The sequence below is a fragment of the Paraburkholderia sp. BGA-UO-ETr-F12 genome, assembly GCF_059567945.1.
In genome coordinates, this window is record NZ_JCAQOZ010000008.1 from 13,893 (window position 1) to 30,984 (window position 17,092).

Genomic DNA, 17,092 nt, shown 5'->3' on the forward strand with positions numbered 1-17,092 from the left:
GGATGCGCGTGCCTGAATAGCTGACCGACTCAGGCGCTGCGCTGTTCGAATTCCTTCATGTATTCGACAAGCGCTTTGACGCCTTCGAGCGGGACAGCGTTATAAATCGACGCCCGCATGCCGCCGACGGACTTGTGGCCCTTTAGCTGCACCATTCCCCGCGCTTTCGCGCCGGCCAGGAAATCTTCGTTGCGCGACTCGTCGGCGAGGAAAAACGGTACGTTCATCCGCGAGCGCGAGCCACGTTCGACCTTGTTCAGATAGAAGCTGCTCGAATCGATCGCGTCGTACAACAGCTTCGATTTTTCGAGGTTACGCGCTTCCATCGCGGTAAGGCCGCCCTGCTTCTTCAACCACTTGAACACCAGCCCCGCGATGTAAATCGCGTACGTGGGCGGCGTGTTGTACATCGAATTGTTTTCGGCGACGGTTTTCCATTCAAACGCCGACGGGCAGATCGCTTGCGCGCGATCCAGCATGTCTTCGCGCACGATCACGACCGTCACACCGGCCATGCCGATGTTCTTCTGCGCACCGCCGAACAGCACGCCGTATTTGGCGATATCCATCGGGCGCGACAGGATGTGTGATGAGGCGTCCGCCACCAGCGGAATATTGCCGAGGTCGGGAATTTCGAACGTCTCGACACCGTGAATGGTCTCGTTGGTGCACAGATGCACGTAAGCCGGATCGTCCGACAGTTGCCATTCCGAGCGTGCCGGTGCGCGCGTGAAGCCTTCGGCTGTCTGGCCGCTCGCCGCGAGATGTGCCGTGCCGTACTTTTGCGCTTCCTTGAACGACTTCTGCGACCACGAACCCGTCACGATGAAATCCGCGCGCGCTTTCGCGCCCATCAGGTTCATCGGCACGATGGCGTTTTCGCCCAGACCGCCGCCTTGCAGAAACAGGATGCGATGGCTGGCGGGCACCTGGAGCAACTCACGCAGATCGACGAGCGCTTCCTCATGGATCGACATGAATTCTTTGCCGCGATGGCTCATTTCCATCACGCTCATGCCGCTGCCCTGCCAATCAAGCATTTCGTCGGCTGCCTGACGCAGCACTTCTTCGGGCATGGCAGCGGGGCCGGCGGAGAAATTAAAGACGCGCATCATGAGATCCTGGAAGCTGGCGCGAAAAACGAACAGATCGCGCGAAAATCGGCGAAGTTGGCGGCCGCAAAGCTAGCCGCCGCAAAATCAGCGCCGCGAACCCGGCAACCCGAGTTTGACGGTGCGTATTTGGCAACACGTATTGACGACACGCATCTGGCAACATTTTCGCGCCCAAAAAGAAAATGGCCGTCTGCGCATGTGCGCAAACAGCCATTATCGCATTGTCACCGCAAACCCGCCAAACCGGAACGCCACTCAGCACGCTGTACAGCTTGCCAAGCAACGGCTGGCGCGTCAGCGCTGCCTGTCGATCTTTGGGCCCGAAGCCGGCTTAGTTAGCAGGCTTAGTTACCTGACTTACTTAGCCGGCTTGACCGAAGCGACTTCCTTGTCAGCCTGGTCGCGCGTTGCCTTGATCGATTGCGGCATGTACTTTTGCATCAAACCATTCACCACGTCGCGGCCAACCTGGTCTTGCACCTGGATGAACTTGCGGCCGGTCGGGCTCTTGTAGAACGCCGTCAGATCCTTGATTTCCGACGTGCTGTAGTACTTCGCGTAAGCGTCGTACTGAGCTTGCATGGCGTCTTGACGGAAAGCGTCCGTTGCGAACACCTGGCCTGCACCGTCAACCAGCTTCGGCACAGCGTTCTTTTGCAGCGTCGGGACGGAAGCCTGCTTCTGCTTGTCCGTCATCGTCTTGTTTTCGCTCAGGGCGTCCGACAGGATCGCCGGAACCAGCTGCTTGGCTTGCATCTGGGCGCTGTTGCCGATTGCGCCAACCAGCTTTTGTGCATCGATTGCGTCCAGCAGGTCCTTGATTGCAGCCTGCTTGGCCGGATCAACCGGTGCTGCAGCGGCAGCAGCCGGAGCCGCCGGAGCCTGGCTCTGAAGCGCTTGAGCCATAGCGAAGGTCGGCACGAGAGCAGCCAGCAACATCAGTTGTTTGAATCGTTTTTGCATCATTACTCCCTAAGAGAAATTAACTTGAACTGCGAGCCGCGCGGGATGCGTGTCGGCCCGACACGCCATTACTCCCTGCGCAGCTTTCAACTAATAACTGAGACTGAAAGCCGCTGACGCGGATCAGGCCGCACCGCCATCTTCACCGCCGTTATCACTTTCGGCAGGACCTTCGGCGTCGCCTTCCACATCACCATCCGCTTCTGCCTCAGCAACCTGTTGCAGACCTGAAAGCTTGGTCCCTTCGTCAAGGCTGATGAGTGTAACACCTTGGGTTGCGCGTCCCATTTCCCGAATTTCCGATACGCGCGTGCGAATCAACACACCCGTATCGGTGATCAGCATGATCTGCGCTTCCTGATCCACCAGCGTGGCGGCGACAACCTTGCCGTTACGCTCCGACGTCTGGATCGCGATCATTCCCTTCGTACCGCGCCCGTGACGCGTGTACTCGGTGATCGGCGTGCGCTTGCCATAGCCGTTTTCGGTTGCGGTCAGCACCGACTGCTGCTCGTCGCCCGCCACCAGCAACGCGATTACGCTCTGGCCGTCTTCAAGCTGCATGCCGCGCACACCCCGGGCTTCACGGCCCATCGGACGAACGTCGTTCTCGTCGAAACGCACTGCCTTGCCGGAATCCGAGAACAGCATCACGTCGTGCTGACCGTCTGTAATGGCGGCACCAATCAGGTAATCGCCGTCATCCAGACCGACCGCAATAATACCCTTGCGCAACGGCCGGCTGAAGGCTTCCAGCGGCGTCTTCTTTACCGTTCCTAACGCGGTGGCCATGAACACGAACTTGTCCGCCGTGAATTCCTTGACCGGCAGCACCACCGTGATCTTTTCGCCGTCCTGCAACGGGAACATATTGACGATCGGACGGCCACGCGAGTTCCGCGAGCCCTGCGGCACCTCATAAACCTTGACCCAGTAGACGCGGCCGCGATTCGAGAAGCACAGGATGTGATCGTGAGTGTTGGCGATGAAGAGCGTGTCGATCCAGTCGTCTTCCTTCATGGAAGTCGCCTGTTTGCCGCGACCGCCGCGCTTCTGAGCGCGATATTCGGACAACGGCTGCGATTTCACGTAGCCGGCGTGCGACATGGTCACGACCATCTCTTGCGGCGTGATCAGGTCTTCGGTGTTCAGCTCGGTTGCGTTCAACTCGATCTTCGAGCGGCGCGCGTCGCCAAATTCGGCTTTGATCGACGTCAGTTCGTCGACGATGATCGCCGTAATACGTTCCGGGCGAGCCAGAATATCCAGCAGGTCGGCGATTTGCGCCATCACTTCGCGATACTCGCCGATGATCTTGTCCTGCTCCAGACCCGTCAGGCGTTGCAGACGCATCTGCAAGATTTCCTGAGCCTGAGTGTCGGACAAGCGGTAGAGGCCGTCGGACTGCATACCGAAGGACGGGTTCAGACCGTCAGGACGGTAAGCCTCGCGGCCACCGGCCGACGCATTTTCCGTCTCGGCGCGTGCCAGCATTTCGCGCACCAGCGACGAATCCCACGGACGCGCCATCAATTCCTGCTTGGCGATCGGAGGAGTCGGCGCCGCTTTGATGATCGCGATGAACTCGTCGATATTGGCCAGCGCAACCGCCAGACCTTCGAGCACATGGCCGCGTTCACGGGCTTTGCGCAGTTCGTATACAGTGCGCCGCGTCAGCACTTCCCGGCGATGCGACAGGAAGCACGCCAGCATTTCCTTCAGGTTCAGCAGCTTCGGCTGGCCGTCGACCAGCGCGACCATGTTCATGCCGAAGGTGTCCTGAAGCTGGGTCGCCTTATATAGATTGTTGAGAACGACTTCCGGCACTTCGCCACGCTTCAGCTCGATCACGACGCGCATGCCGCTCTTGTCGGATTCGTCGCGGATGTCGGAGATGCCTTCGAGCTTCTTCTCGTTGACCAGCTCGGCGATGCGTTCCAGAAGTGAGCGCTTGTTCACCTGGTACGGCAACTCGTCGACGATGATCGACATGCGCTGACCGCGGTCGATTTCTTCGAAGTGCGTAAGCGCGCGCATCACGACGCGGCCCCGGCCGGTGCGATAACCATCGCGTACGCCGGCCACGCCGTAGATGATGCCGGCGGTCGGGAAATCGGGCGCCGGAATGATTTCGATCAGTTCGTCGATCGTGGCTTCCGGGTTTTTCAGCAGATGCTGACAAGCGTCGACAACCTCGTTGAGGTTGTGCGGCGGGATGTTGGTCGCCATGCCGACCGCGATACCGGACGATCCATTGATCAGCAGATTGGGAATACGCGCCGGCAGGATGGCCGGTTCGTTTTCGCTGCCGTCGTAGTTCGGCGTGAAATCGACCGTTTCCTTGTCGATGTCGGCCAGCAACTCGTGGCCGATCTTTGCCATGCGGATTTCGGTGTACCGCATCGCCGCGGCATTGTCGCCGTCGACCGAACCGAAGTTGCCCTGGCCGTCTACCAGCATGTAACGCAGCGAGAAGTCCTGCGCCATCCGGACAATCGTGTCGTATACAGCCGTGTCGCCGTGCGGGTGATATTTACCGATGACGTCGCCGACAATACGCGCCGACTTCTTGTAAGCCCGGTTCCAGTCGTTGTTCAGTTCGTGCATCGCGTACAGCACGCGCCGGTGTACCGGCTTCAGGCCATCGCGGACATCGGGAAGCGCACGCCCCACGATCACGCTCATCGCGTAATCGAGATACGAACGGCGCATTTCCTCCTCTAGGGAGATTGGCAGAGTCTCTTTGGCGAATTGATCCATTATCCGTATCTTTTACGTGCCAAGGCGGTGGCGTGAAGCTCGCTTGAAGCCTCTCGCTTGAAGCCCCTCTCGCCGCGCCTTCGCGTAAGCATTGCAGGCGCAACGCATCACGCGATTCTAACATGCCGCGCATCCGCCCCCGGCGGGGGTACGTATACCTATTAGCAGGCGAACCGAAATGGCGCCTGAACGCCCCATGATCGACTTGGGGCAGGCTCGATTTGTGCGTGGGCCAATCCGCCGCTCAGCCATGACTGGCGGTGCCTCCAGCGGATTGCTTCTGTTGCGCATGCACCACAATTGGAGGGCGATTTGATCGGGGGCAGATTTTTTTATCGTTGGAAGGGAACGATATGGCAAAATGCCAACGCACAAAGAGTTAGACACTGCTCGAAGTCTACACAGCACGTTTTTTGTTCTACACCGATGTTATACTTCGAGCAATGTATGACTTGTCTTCGTCAACAGGCTCGCAGTAAACCTGCGGTAATCTCAATTTCGAGAGGAGAAATATGAATAAACTTTCAAAGCTCGCGTTCATTGCAGCTACCGCAGTTATGGCTGCATCCGCCATGGCGCAATCGGTGCCGGCGTCGCGACAAGCCACGAACGACAACTGGGTGAATGGTACCGGCGAATACGTGTGGATGAACGGCACGAACGAGCTTTGCTGGCGCGATGCATTCTGGACGCCGGCAACGGCCAACGCAAAGTGCGATGGCGCCCTGGTTGCCCAGGCTCCGACCCCGCCGGCTCCGGTCGCACCTGCACCGGCTATTACGAGCCAAAAGATTACGTATCAAGCTGACGCTCTGTTCGACTTCGACAAGGCTATCCTGAAGCCGGCTGGCAAGGAAAAGCTGGACGATCTGGCATCGAAGATCGGCGCGCTGAACCTGGAAGTCGTCGTCGCAACGGGTTACACGGACCGTATCGGTTCGGACAAGTACAACGACCGTCTGTCGCTGCGCCGCGCTCAAGCTGTCAAGGCATACCTGGTCAGCAAGGGCATCGAATCCAACCGTATCTATACGGAAGGCAAGGGCAAGCGCAACCCGGTCACGACCGGTTGCAACCAGAAGAACCACAAGCAACTCATCGCCTGCCTCGCACCGGATCGTCGCGTGGAAGTCGAAGTTGTCGGTACTTCGAAGCAGTAAGCTACAAATTACCGCAGCATCAAAGCCCCGCTTCGGCGGGGCTTTTTTTATGCCGCTGGCGCCGCTCGCCTCCTCCTCCGAGTGCTCGCCTGATTTGCCGGAACAGCGCACGCCAGCCATCGCGCGGCATTTTGCCGCCCCGTCGCTCGGCCTATATACTCAGGGTTTATCCTCGAGCGCCCGCTCAACGCTCTCATCGAGGCAGCTTCCGCTATGACCAACGCCGATCCCCACGAACTGCAGAAATTCAGCGACCTTGCACATCGTTGGTGGGACCCGAATGCCGAATTCAAACCCCTGCATGAACTCAATCCGATCCGCTTGGGGTGGATCGACGCGCACGCGCACCTCGCCGGCAAGACCGTGCTGGATATCGGCTGCGGCGGCGGCATTCTGACAGAGTCGATGGCGGGATTGGGGGCGCACGTAAAAGGAATCGACCTGTCGAGCCAGGCGCTCGGCGTGGCAGATCTTCACAGTCTTGAAAGCGGTGTAACCGTCAGTTACGAAGAAATCGCGGCTGAGGCGCTGGCGGCTCGCGAACCAGGCACGTACGACGTCGTCACCTGCATGGAAATGCTCGAACACGTGCCTCAACCGGCAGCCATCGTCGAGGCGTGCAAGACATTGGTGAAACCGGGCGGGTGGGTATTCTTCTCCACGCTCAACCGCAACGTGAAGTCCTATCTGTTCGCGGTCATTGGCGCCGAATATATCGCGCGGATGTTGCCCAAGGGCACTCATGACTACGCGCGCTTCATCCGCCCGTCGGAACTGGCGAGCTTCGTGCGCGCCGCCGGCCTGCGCACCGCCGATATCAAAGGTATCGTTTATAACCCGCTCAGCAAGCATTTCACGCTGTCCGACGACACGAGCGTGAACTACATGCTCGCTTGCCGCCGCGACGCCTGATCCCCGACCTGCCCGGACTCAAGCCACTCAATGAGCGATCCTACGCCCCTGCCCCAACGCGAAGACAACGAGGACGCCCTCGGTCTTTGCCAGGCTGTCCTGTTCGACCTCGACGGCACGCTGGCCGACACCGCGCCCGATCTGGCGGCCGCCGTCAACAAAATGCGCCATGATCGCAACCTCGAGATGGTGCCGCTCGAAGACCTGCGACCGCTCGCGTCGGCGGGTGCGCGCGGGCTGATCGGCGGAGCCTTCGGCATCGGTCCGCAAGACCATGAGTTCGCGTCGATGCGCGAGGAGTTTCTCGCCAATTACGAAGCGGACTTGTGCATCGAGACCACGCTGTTTCCCGGCATTCCCGAGTTGCTCGACGACCTCGATGCACGGGGCGTGCGCTGGGGCATCGTGACAAACAAGGCGGCAAGGCTCACCGAGCCGCTAGTTGCGCTACTGGGCCTCGAAGAGCGCGCCGGCTGTGTGGTAAGCGGCGACACGACGCCCCATTCGAAACCGCACCCCGCACCCTTGCTACACGCGGCACGCGAGTTGGATGTGCTGCCGGAACGCATTGTCTATGTCGGCGACGACTTGCGCGACGTGCAGGCAGGTTTCGCGGCCGGCATGAAGACCATCGCGGCCGCCTACGGTTATTGCGGCAACGACATCCCGCCCACGCAGTGGCATGCCCAACATGTCGTGCAATCGCCCGCTGAATTGCTGAGGCTGCTGCGCGACATCGACTGATCGTACAAACGGACCCGGCGCACTGAACGTAGCGCAGCACTTTGCGGCTTCACTGCGGCAACGCCGCAGCGCTACCGGAACAGCAAGACAGCGAAGCAATCAGACAGGACGTGGCTGTCAAACTATTGTAAAATGCTCGTTGGCCCAGATTTTTGGGCAACGAACCGCGGGGGCGACCTGGTTTCGACAGGGGTTGCGAAGCGGCTAGGGCATACCGAGGACCCGTCACCTCGTTAATCAATGGGAAAAACGTAACTGCAAACGACGAAACGTTCGCACTGGCAGCCTAAGGGCCGCCGTCCTCTGCCTAGTTCACTGACGGGCTAGAGTCGCAAGACCGGTAGCAATACCGACAGAGGTCATATACGTCAGTTAAGCCTTGGCGGCGTCACGACGCCCGGGTCGAAAACTTAGTGAATCGCCGTCACGCAGCGTGTTCGTCCGCGTCGTGGTGGTTAAATCAAATGACAGAACTAAGTATGTAGAACTAGTCGTAGAGTGCTTCTGGACGCGGGTTCGATTCCCGCCGCCTCCACCAAACACCTTGCACGTAGTAGCAGCAAAGTTTTACCAAGAACCCCGGCAGCGTAAGGCTCTCGGGGTTTTTTGTTGCCGGCGCCGCGAAGCTCGCAATAGAACGCCGCAAACAAAAACGCCGGCAGCATGCCGGCGTTTCAATCAACCAAAAGCAGAACCCAAAGACGAACCGCGCAAGCAAAAACCGCTAGCTCGCGCGCTTACTCGTCTTTAGGGCATTGCAAATTACACCCATTCGGATCGCCATTGTCGCCGCGCTTGCGCATGGCCGACTTCTTGTCGGACTGGTATTTGTCCGAGGGCGCCGATGCTGCGAATGGCAGTTGCGGATGCTCGGCAAGACGGAACTGATCTTGCAGAATGCCGCCCGGCACACCCGGCGAATTCTGGGCGAAGGCAACCGAAGCGGTAGCGAGCAGCACCGTGGCCGCGGCGGCGGCAGCACATGCGTGAAGAAGAACTTTCATATCGATTCAGCGCGGCACAGCGCGCGGTCAAGGCGTAAGCGGAAAGCTAGATTATCCCAAACGAACGCCTCACGCAGTGACCGCCACATTAAATAGTTTACGGTCGCTTACAGCGCCGGTGGGCCGAGGCCGGTTTCGAGATCGAGCAGCTTGCCGCAGTCGTGCGGATCGTAACCTTCGAGCTGGTCGACGCTATGCCGGAACACGGCGCCGCGCAGCAAACCGATCACGGTTGCGAGCGGCGCGCGCTCGAGCCGGGCCCGGTCGCAGGCGAAATAATAGTCTTCATCGACAATCGGGATGAAGTCGAGCCCAAAGTGATGCGCCGCCGGCTCGACGCCGAAACCCACATCCGCCATGCCACTGGCCACGAACGCCGCGATCGCCGAGTGCGTGAGTTCCGTCGATGCATACCCGTTGACCCGGTCCGGATCGACCCCGACCTTGCGTAGCGCGAGGTCGAGCAACATGCGCGTGCCGGAACCAGGCTGACGATTGACGAAGCGAATATCGTCGCGCGCGAGGTCGCCCAGGCCGCCGATTCCCTTCGGATTCCCCTTGCCAAGAAAGAGACCCTGCTTGCGCCTCGTCAGATGCACGAGCACGTGACGCTGCGGATCGAGCCAGCGCCGGTAGGTATCGGCACAGACCGCGCGAAATTCGCCCAGCGGTAAGTGGAAACCGGCCAGATCGCATTCGCCACGAGCGAGCGCACTCACCGCGTCCGCGCTGTCGCGGTATTTGATATCGACCGGCAGATCGTTCGCGACCAGCGCCGTCACCAGCGCCGCCACGGCGTAACCGTGCGACGCATAGATCCTCACGTCGTCGGCGGCCGGGGCGAGCCACCGGTTCAGATCGCTGGCGACTTCGCTCGCCAGCGCCTGCATATTGCCGTCGAGCCGCTCGCCGCACAGACGCTGCGCGCGCAACACGGCCTGCCCGAGTTCGGACAGCACCGAGCCACGCCCGCGCTCCTTCGCGATTAGCGGACCACCCAAACGTTCCTCGATGCTGCGCAACAAACCCCATGCGTGACGGTAGGACAAACCCTTAAGCGTCGCCGCCTGCGCGATGCTGCCGGATTCGTCCACCAGCGCAAGGAGCGGCACGACGTCCGACAGGCTTGCCTCACGGCCATCGGGGCCCTTCACGACCAGCTGCACCTGACACTCGATTCGGATCATATATGCTTAACCATTTCCTATTGCACGAGGCGTATCACCCGCCTATTGTTCGGCTATCCCATATCGAATATACGAAGCATAAGTGCACGCATTATGAATAACAAGTGCATATATGTCTTTGGAGGAGCCCCCACTTGGACGATTCCATCGCCATCGCGCCGGAACAACTCGTGCAGCGTCACGCGCAGCCGGGCAGGTCGCTGCTAGCGGTATTGCACGCGATTCAGGACGAGCTCGGCTACGTACCCGCCGACACAGTCGCGCCTCTCGCGCGCGCCATGAACCTGTCGCGTGCGGAAGTGCACGGCGTCATCACCTACTACCACCACTTCCGCACGCAACCTGCGGCGCCCGTCATGGTGCAACTGTGCCGAGCCGAAGCCTGCCGCAGCATGGGCACCGAGGCGCTCGCGCAGCATATCGAGGCGCACACCGGCTGCCGTTTTGACGCCGAGCATCATGACGGTGCGGCAGTCGAACTGGAATCGGTATATTGCCTCGGCCAATGCGCACTGTCGCCGGCGCTGATGCTCAACGGCACGCTGCACGCGAAAGTCACGCCCCAAAAATTCGACACGCTGTTCGCGGCCGCCAATAAATGCGTGGAGGTTACGGCATGACACGCATCTACGTTCCCTGCGATTCGTCGGCGCTTGCGCTAGGCGCCGATGCCCTCGCTCAAGCCATCGAAGCCGAAGCGGCCCGCCGCGGCATTGCCATCGAACTGGTTCGCAACGGCTCGCGCGGTTTGCTGTGGCTCGAACCGCTCGTGGAAGTTGCCACGGCTGAAGGCCGCATCGGCTATGCGAACGTCGAAGAAAGCGATGTTGCCGCGCTCTTTGACGCCGGTTTTATCGAAGGCGGCGAGCACGCCAGCCGTGTCGGTGTGGTCGATGAAATACCGTATCTGAAGAGGCAGCAGCGCCTGACCTTCGCTCGCATCGGCATCACCGACCCGCTTTCCATCGACGACTACATCGCCCACGGCGGCCTCGAGGGCCTCAAGCAGGCCCTGGAAACCGACGGCGACGCCGCCTGTGAAGCGCTGATCGAATCCGGCCTGCGCGGTCGCGGTGGCGCGGCCTTCCCCGCCGGCATCAAATGGCGCACCGTGCGCGGCGCCAAAGCGGCGCAGAAATACATCGTCTGCAATGCGGACGAAGGCGATTCCGGCACCTTCTCCGATCGCCTCGTGATGGAAAGCGACCCGTACGTGCTAATCGAAGGGATGATCATCGCGGGCGTCGTCACCGGCGCGACGGTCGGCTACATCTACGTACGCAGCGAATATCCGCACTCGATCGCAACACTCCAAGCTGCGATCGCGAAAGCACGCGCCGTCGGCTGGCTCGGCGACAGCGTGCTCGGCTCGGCGGCGCACCGCTTCGAACTGTTCGTGGCGAAAGGCGCCGGCGCTTATGTATGCGGCGAGGAAACCGCGCTGCTCGAATCGCTCGAGGGCAAACGCGGCATCGTGCGCGCGAAGCCGCCCGTGCCGGCGCTAGTCGGCCTGTACGGCCAGCCGACGGTGATCAACAACGTCATCACGCTCGCGACGGTGCCGATCATCTTCGCGCGCGGCGCCGCGTTCTACAAAGATTTCGGTATGGGCCGCTCGCGCGGCACGCTGCCGTTCCAGCTCGCCGGCAATGTGAAGCAAGGCGGCTTGGTCGAGCTCGCGTTCGGCGTCACGCTGCGTGAGCTGCTGTACGACTATGGCGGCGGCACGGCAAGCGGACGCCCCGCGCGCGCGGTGCAGGTCGGCGGTCCGCTCGGCACGTATCTGCCGGAAAGCCAGTGGGACATCCCCATGGACTACGAAGCATATGCAGCCGTCGGCGCGGTGGTCGGCCACGGCGGCATCGTCGTGCATGACGACACCTCGAATCTCGCCGAACTCGCGCAATACGCGATGCACTTCTGCGCGCTCGAATCGTGCGGCAAATGCACGCCGTGCCGGATCGGCTCGACGCGCGGCGTCGAAGTGATCGGACGGATTCGCAACGGCGACACGTCCACGCGGCAAGTGCAGTTGCTGCGCGATCTTTGCGACACGATGGTGTCCGGTTCGCTCTGCGCGATGGGCGGCATGACGCCGTTCCCGGTGTTGTCAGCGCTCGACCATTTCCCCGAAGACTTCGGTCTCGACAACGTCCACGACCTCGCGCCCAAAGCGGCTGCGGCCTGACCCAGGAGCCTCACATGTCCGATGTGCTCAACTCCCCTGCCGGCGGCTGCGGCTCCGGAAACTGCGCGTGCAAATCCCAGGCGCAACAACGCGCCGCGCGCTCGCCCTTTGACGATACCGACTACGGTACACCGTTGCGTCACGCCGACGTCGACGTCACGCTGGAAATCGACGGCCAGGCGGTGACGGTTCCGGCCGGCACCTCCGTGATGCGCGCCGCCATCGAAGCCGGCGTCAACGTGCCGAAGCTCTGCGCGACCGATTCGCTCGAACCGTTCGGCTCATGCCGGTTGTGCCTGGTCGAAATCGAAGGCAAGCGCGGCTACCCTGCTTCGTGCACGACGCCGGTCGAAGCCGGCATGAAGGTCCGCACGCAAACCGATCGCCTTCAATCGCTGCGCCGGAATGTGATGGAGCTATACATCTCCGATCACCCGCTCGACTGCCTCACCTGCCCCGCCAACGGCGACTGCGAACTGCAGGACATGGCGGGCGTCACCGGCTTGCGCGAAGTGCGCTACGGCTTCGACGGCGCGAACCATCTGAAGGACAAGAAGGACGAATCGAACCCGTACTTCACGTACGACCCGTCGAAGTGCATCGTCTGCAATCGTTGCGTGCGCGCGTGCGAAGAGACCCAGGGCACGTTTGCGCTGACCATTGCCGGACGCGGTTTCGAATCGCGCGTAGCTGCCAGCGAAAACAAGCCGTTCATGGAATCGGAATGCGTGTCGTGCGGCGCCTGCGTCGCCGCGTGTCCGACCGCCACGTTGCAGGAGAAAACCGTCATCATGCTCGGCCAGGCCGAGCATTCGGTCGTCACGACTTGCGCGTATTGCGGCGTCGGCTGCTCGTTCAAGGCCGAGATGAAAGGCAACGAGGTCGTGCGGATGGTGCCGCACAAGAACGGTCAGGCCAACGAAGGGCACGCCTGCGTGAAGGGCCGCTTCGCATGGGGCTACGCGACGCACAAGGACCGCATCACCAAGCCGATGATCCGCGCGAAGATCACCGATCCGTGGCGCGAAGTCAGCTGGGAAGAGGCGCTCACTTACGCGGCCTCGGAATTCCGCCGGATTCAGGCGAAGCACGGCCGCAATTCGATCGGCGGCATCACGTCGTCGCGTTGCACGAACGAAGAAACGTATCTGGTGCAGAAGCTCGTGCGCGCCGCGTTCGGCAACAACAACGTCGACACCTGCGCGCGCGTGTGCCACTCGCCGACCGGCTATGGGCTGAAGACCACGCTAGGCGAATCCGCCGGCACTCAGACGTTTGCCTCGGTCGACAAAGCCGACGTGATCATGGTGATCGGCGCGAATCCGACCGACGGCCACCCGGTGTTCGGCTCGCGTATGAAGCGCCGTGTGCGCGAAGGCGCGAAGCTGATCGTCGTCGACCCGCGCCGCATCGATATCGTCGATACGCCGCACGTAAAAGCTTCGCATCATCTGCAACTGCGTCCGGGCACCAACGTCGCGGTGGTCAACGCACTGGCACACGTGATCGTCACGGAAGGCCTGCTGAACGAGGCATTCATCGCCGAGCGTTGCGAAACGCGCGCTTTCGAGCAATGGCGTGCGTTCGTCGCGCTGCCCGAGAATGCACCGGAAGCCACGGAGGAACTCACCGGCGTGCCCGCCGCCTCCATCCGTGAAGCCGCCCGCATCTATGCTACCGGCGGCAACGCCGCGATCTATTACGGCCTCGGTGTCACCGAACACGCCCAGGGCTCGACGATGGTAATGGGCATAGCAAATCTGGCGATGGCGACCGGCAACATCGGCCGTGAAGGCGTCGGTGTGAATCCGTTGCGCGGCCAGAACAACGTGCAGGGTTCGTGCGACATGGGCTCGTTCCCACACGAACTGCCCGGCTACCGTCACATTAGCGATTCGATCACGCGCGCGCTGTTCGAAGAAGCCTGGAATGTCACGTTGCAACCCGAGCCGGGCCTGCGCATTCCGAACATGTTCGACGCCGCCGTGCACGGCACCTTCAAGGGCCTGTACTGCCAGGGCGAAGACATCGTGCAGTCCGATCCGAACACGCATCACGTGTCAGCGGCGCTATCGTCGATGGAATGCATCGTCGTGCAGGATATTTTCCTCAACGAGACCGCGAAGTACGCGCACGTGCTGCTGCCCGGTTCGTCGTTCCTCGAAAAGGACGGCACCTTCACCAACGCGGAGCGCCGCATCTCGCGCGTGCGCAAGGTGATGCCGCCGGTGCCGGGTTACGCCGACTGGGAAGTCACGGTGATGCTGGCGCGGGCGCTCGGCTATGAAATGGACTACACGCATCCGTCGCAGATCATGGACGAGATCGCGCGTCTCACGCCGACCTTCCACGGCGTGTCGTACCGGAAGCTCGACGAACTCGGCAGCATCCAGTGGCCATGCAATGAAAACGCGCCCGACGGTACGCCGACCATGCACATCGATACTTTCGTGCGCGGCAAGGGCAAATTCGTGATTACGAAGTTCATCGCCACGCCGGAAAAAGTCACGCGCAAGTTCCCGCTGCTGCTGACCACGGGCCGCATCCTGTCGCAGTACAACGTCGGCGCGCAGACTCGCCGCACCGAAAATTCGCGCTGGCACGACGAAGACCGTCTCGAGATTCACCCGCACGATGCGGAAGAACGCGGCATCCGCAATGACGACTGGGTCGGCATCGAATCGCGCGCGGGACAAACCGTGTTGCGTGCGAAAGTGACCGAGCGGATGCAGCCGGGTGTCGTCTATACGACATTCCACTTCCCCGAATCGGGGGCGAACGTGATCACCACCGATAGCTCGGACTGGGCCACCAACTGCCCCGAGTACAAGGTGACCGCGGTGCAGGTGATGCCGGTCGAGCAACCGTCGCAATGGCAAAAGGACTATTCGCGCTTCAATAGCGAGCAACTCGATCTGCTGAAGCAGCGCGAGTTGGCCAATGCAAGCTCGGGTAAGTGAGGCAAGCCATGGACAATCAGAATCTGATCGACATGGCGAACCGGATCGGAGATTTTTTCGATTCGATGCCGGATCGCGAAGAGGCGCTCGACGGCATCGCCGATCATATCCGCCGCTTCTGGGAGCCGCGCATGCGGCGCGCTTTGCTGGCGACGCTCGATGAGCCCGACGCGAACGGCGTCGAGATGTCGGGCATCGTCAGGGAGGCGCTCGTCAAGCATCGTGACGGGTTGACGCCTGCCGCTCTTTCTACGGCGGTGTAGGCGAGGCGCCGTTCGAACGGCGCCCGCCATCCATCGATAAGGCGGCCCACATCACGGGCCGGCCTGCACGGTCATTTCACAAGGCCGCCTGCTCCGGTATCACGCCCCCCACGGCGAACCACGCTTCGCAATGCCGCAGCAGACCGTTCAGATCGGAACCGGTGCGCCCGCGCGCGCAGATGTAGCCGTCCGGCCGCACCAGATAGAACGAAGGCCGTGTGCGCCCATAGGATTCGACGAGAGCCGGAGCGCCCTCGCCGTTCGTATCGGTCACGCGCCAGATGCGTACCGCGCCCGGCAACAGCCTCTCGACTTCGGCGGTCATTTTCTCCAGTTCCGGGTCCGGCGGCGGCGCGTGCTTCGCGGCGGGATCGAGCGGCATGTCGTCGACGGGCTGCGGCGGCACCAGCAGGAAGAGCGAGAAGAACGCGGGATCGTGCAGATCGAAGATGCACCCGACACCCGGCGCGCGGCCAAGCGGGCCATCCACCACATGCACCAGCGCGTCCGGCGCGCGCTCACCGGCACGCGGACCGCCATCGAGGACGCGCTCGAGCGTCAGCGGACTGCGCCGGTACTGGATCGACAACTCGCTGATGGTCATCCGCGCCGCATCGCGCAAGGGACCGAGCGCGGCCAGCACCGGCATTACGCGCTCGCGCAGCAGCCTGAGCGGTCCATGATCGGCCTCGGCCATCTGCGTGATGAAGCCGGTTTGCCGCAGCACGTCGCGCTCGATCGGATGCCGTTCCTGATGGTACGTATCGAGCAGCCGGTCAGGCGCGCCGCCTTGCAGCACGCGCGCGAGCTTCCAGCCGAGATTGAACGCTTCCTGAATGCCGGTGTTCATCCCTTGCGCGCCGGCCGGGCTGTGTACATGGGCCGCGTCGCCTGCGAGGAAAATGCGACCCACACGCAGCCTGTCCACCATCCTGCTGTTCAGACGAAAATGTGACGACCATGCCAGGTCAGACACGTCGACGCGTTCGCGCACGCGCCGGGCGATCAGCGCCTTGCATTCGGCGAGCGACGGCGGCGCAACCTGGTTGAGCGGCGGTTCACCGAGTACGACGGGCGCGGCCGAGGTCAAGACTGTAGCCTTTTCGGCGGGATGATCCGCAATCAGACGATGACGGCCATGGCCCATCGGGAACAGCGCGACGAGACCCTCGCCTGAAGCAAAGATATGGAACTCGTCTTCGGGCCAATCGGTTTCGGCGTGCAGATCAGCAAGCAGGAAGGTCTGCTCGAAGGTGTTGCCCTCAAAGCTCAAGCCGAGCCGGTGACGGATCGTGCTATGCGCACCGTCGGCGGCGATCATGTACGACGGACGGATCGTTTCGGTACGGCCGTCCACGTGCCGCAAGGTCGCCTGAATGCCGGCCGAACCCTGCGAGAACGTCGTCAGCTCGACGCCGCGTTCGATCGTCACGCCGAATGTCGCGAGATGTTCCGTGAGCAAGCGTTCGGTCACGGATTGGTCGAGGAACAGCAGATACGGATAGCGGGTGTGCAGCGGATCGAAATCGAGGCGCGCGAGACGCATGCCATTGGAAAAAAGATTGGCGATGCGCGCGCGATGACCGAGTTCGAGAAACGGTTCGACCAGCCGATGTTGTTCGAGCAGTTCGAGTGTGCGCGCCTGAATGCCGATGGCCCGCGAGTGCGGGTCCGGCTGCAACGCTTTCTCGATCAGACGTACGGGGATGTGGGCACGCGCGAGACTCATCGCCGCGGCGAGCCCGGTCGGACCCGCGCCGACGATCAGCACTGGCGACGCATCGTGTGCGGCAGCATCCATGCGGACCTCCGGAGACAACAGGACGTCCTAGTGTA

At 61.7% G+C, this 17,092-nt stretch carries 13 protein-coding genes and 1 other RNA gene; 8 read left to right on the forward strand and 6 right to left on the reverse strand.

The window, feature by feature from the left end:
* Positions 1–29: 29 nt before the first annotated feature.
* The 3 genes from serC to gyrA all read right to left on the reverse strand — a co-directional run bounded on the left by serC (position 30) and on the right by gyrA (position 4,838).
* Positions 30–1,112 (reverse strand): 3-phosphoserine/phosphohydroxythreonine transaminase, encoded by a 1,083-nt coding sequence (gene serC / locus AC57B6_RS02085; protein WP_046568078.1) that lies wholly within the window; start codon positions 1,110–1,112, stop codon positions 30–32.
* Between the two features lie 360 nt (positions 1,113–1,472).
* Positions 1,473–2,078, reverse strand: coding sequence for a DUF2059 domain-containing protein (locus AC57B6_RS02090; RefSeq protein ID WP_028200087.1), 606 nt, complete (start codon positions 2,076–2,078; stop codon positions 1,473–1,475).
* 123 nt (positions 2,079–2,201) lie between these two features.
* Positions 2,202–4,838, reverse strand: a complete 2,637-nt coding sequence (gyrA, locus tag AC57B6_RS02095; protein WP_030101247.1) for a DNA gyrase subunit A — start codon at positions 4,836–4,838, stop codon at positions 2,202–2,204.
* A 512-nt stretch (positions 4,839–5,350) separates the two neighbouring features.
* On the opposite strand from gyrA, the gene ompA reads away from it, so the two are divergent.
* The 4 genes from ompA (at position 5,351) to ssrA (ending at position 8,192) form a co-directional block, all read left to right on the forward strand.
* On the forward strand, positions 5,351–5,998 hold the full coding sequence (ompA, locus tag AC57B6_RS02100; RefSeq protein WP_028200089.1) for an outer membrane protein OmpA: 648 nt from the start codon (positions 5,351–5,353) through the stop codon (positions 5,996–5,998).
* A 213-nt stretch (positions 5,999–6,211) separates the two neighbouring features.
* Positions 6,212–6,910: a bifunctional 2-polyprenyl-6-hydroxyphenol methylase/3-demethylubiquinol 3-O-methyltransferase UbiG gene (gene ubiG / locus AC57B6_RS02105; protein WP_028200090.1), complete on the forward strand. Its 699-nt coding sequence runs from the start codon at positions 6,212–6,214 to the stop codon at positions 6,908–6,910.
* 30 nt (positions 6,911–6,940) lie between these two features.
* Positions 6,941–7,654, forward strand: coding sequence for a phosphoglycolate phosphatase (gene gph, locus AC57B6_RS02110; protein ID WP_046568074.1), 714 nt, complete (start codon positions 6,941–6,943; stop codon positions 7,652–7,654).
* A 168-nt stretch (positions 7,655–7,822) separates the two neighbouring features.
* Positions 7,823–8,192, forward strand: a transfer-messenger RNA (tmRNA) gene (gene ssrA, locus AC57B6_RS02115).
* Positions 8,193–8,391: 199 nt separating this feature from the next.
* On the opposite strand, the gene AC57B6_RS02120 is transcribed toward ssrA, so the two are convergent.
* On the reverse strand, positions 8,392–8,658 hold the full coding sequence (locus tag AC57B6_RS02120) for a hypothetical protein (protein ID WP_028200092.1): 267 nt from the start codon (positions 8,656–8,658) through the stop codon (positions 8,392–8,394).
* Between the two features lie 107 nt (positions 8,659–8,765).
* Positions 8,766–9,845, reverse strand: a complete 1,080-nt coding sequence (locus AC57B6_RS02125; RefSeq protein WP_496420616.1) for a substrate-binding domain-containing protein — start codon at positions 9,843–9,845, stop codon at positions 8,766–8,768.
* 134 nt (positions 9,846–9,979) lie between these two features.
* Between AC57B6_RS02125 and AC57B6_RS02130 the strand changes: the two genes are divergently transcribed.
* The 4 genes from AC57B6_RS02130 to AC57B6_RS02145 are packed head-to-tail and all read left to right on the forward strand — an operon-like array spanning position 9,980 to position 15,256.
* Positions 9,980–10,465 carry an NAD(P)H-dependent oxidoreductase subunit E gene (locus AC57B6_RS02130; RefSeq protein WP_496420617.1) on the forward strand — a complete coding sequence of 162 codons (486 nt, stop codon included), beginning with the start codon at positions 9,980–9,982 and terminating at the stop codon, positions 10,463–10,465.
* Positions 10,462–12,033: a formate dehydrogenase beta subunit gene (locus AC57B6_RS02135; protein WP_496420618.1), complete on the forward strand. Its 1,572-nt coding sequence runs from the start codon at positions 10,462–10,464 to the stop codon at positions 12,031–12,033. The genes AC57B6_RS02130 and AC57B6_RS02135 overlap by 4 nt, the downstream gene beginning before the upstream one ends.
* A gap of 14 nt (positions 12,034–12,047) precedes the next feature.
* Entirely contained in the window at positions 12,048–14,993 is a 2,946-nt protein-coding gene (fdhF, locus tag AC57B6_RS02140; protein ID WP_496420619.1) for a formate dehydrogenase subunit alpha, read from the forward strand.
* Positions 14,994–15,001: 8 nt separating this feature from the next.
* The gene (locus tag AC57B6_RS02145; protein ID WP_028200097.1) at positions 15,002–15,256 is read left to right on the forward strand and encodes a formate dehydrogenase subunit delta; all 255 of its coding nucleotides are present in this window, start codon (positions 15,002–15,004) and stop codon (positions 15,254–15,256) included.
* Positions 15,257–15,332: 76 nt separating this feature from the next.
* On the opposite strand, the gene AC57B6_RS02150 is transcribed toward AC57B6_RS02145, so the two are convergent.
* Positions 15,333–17,057: an FAD-dependent monooxygenase gene (locus AC57B6_RS02150; protein ID WP_496420620.1), complete on the reverse strand. Its 1,725-nt coding sequence runs from the start codon at positions 17,055–17,057 to the stop codon at positions 15,333–15,335.
* Between the last annotated feature and the right edge of the window lie 35 nt (positions 17,058–17,092).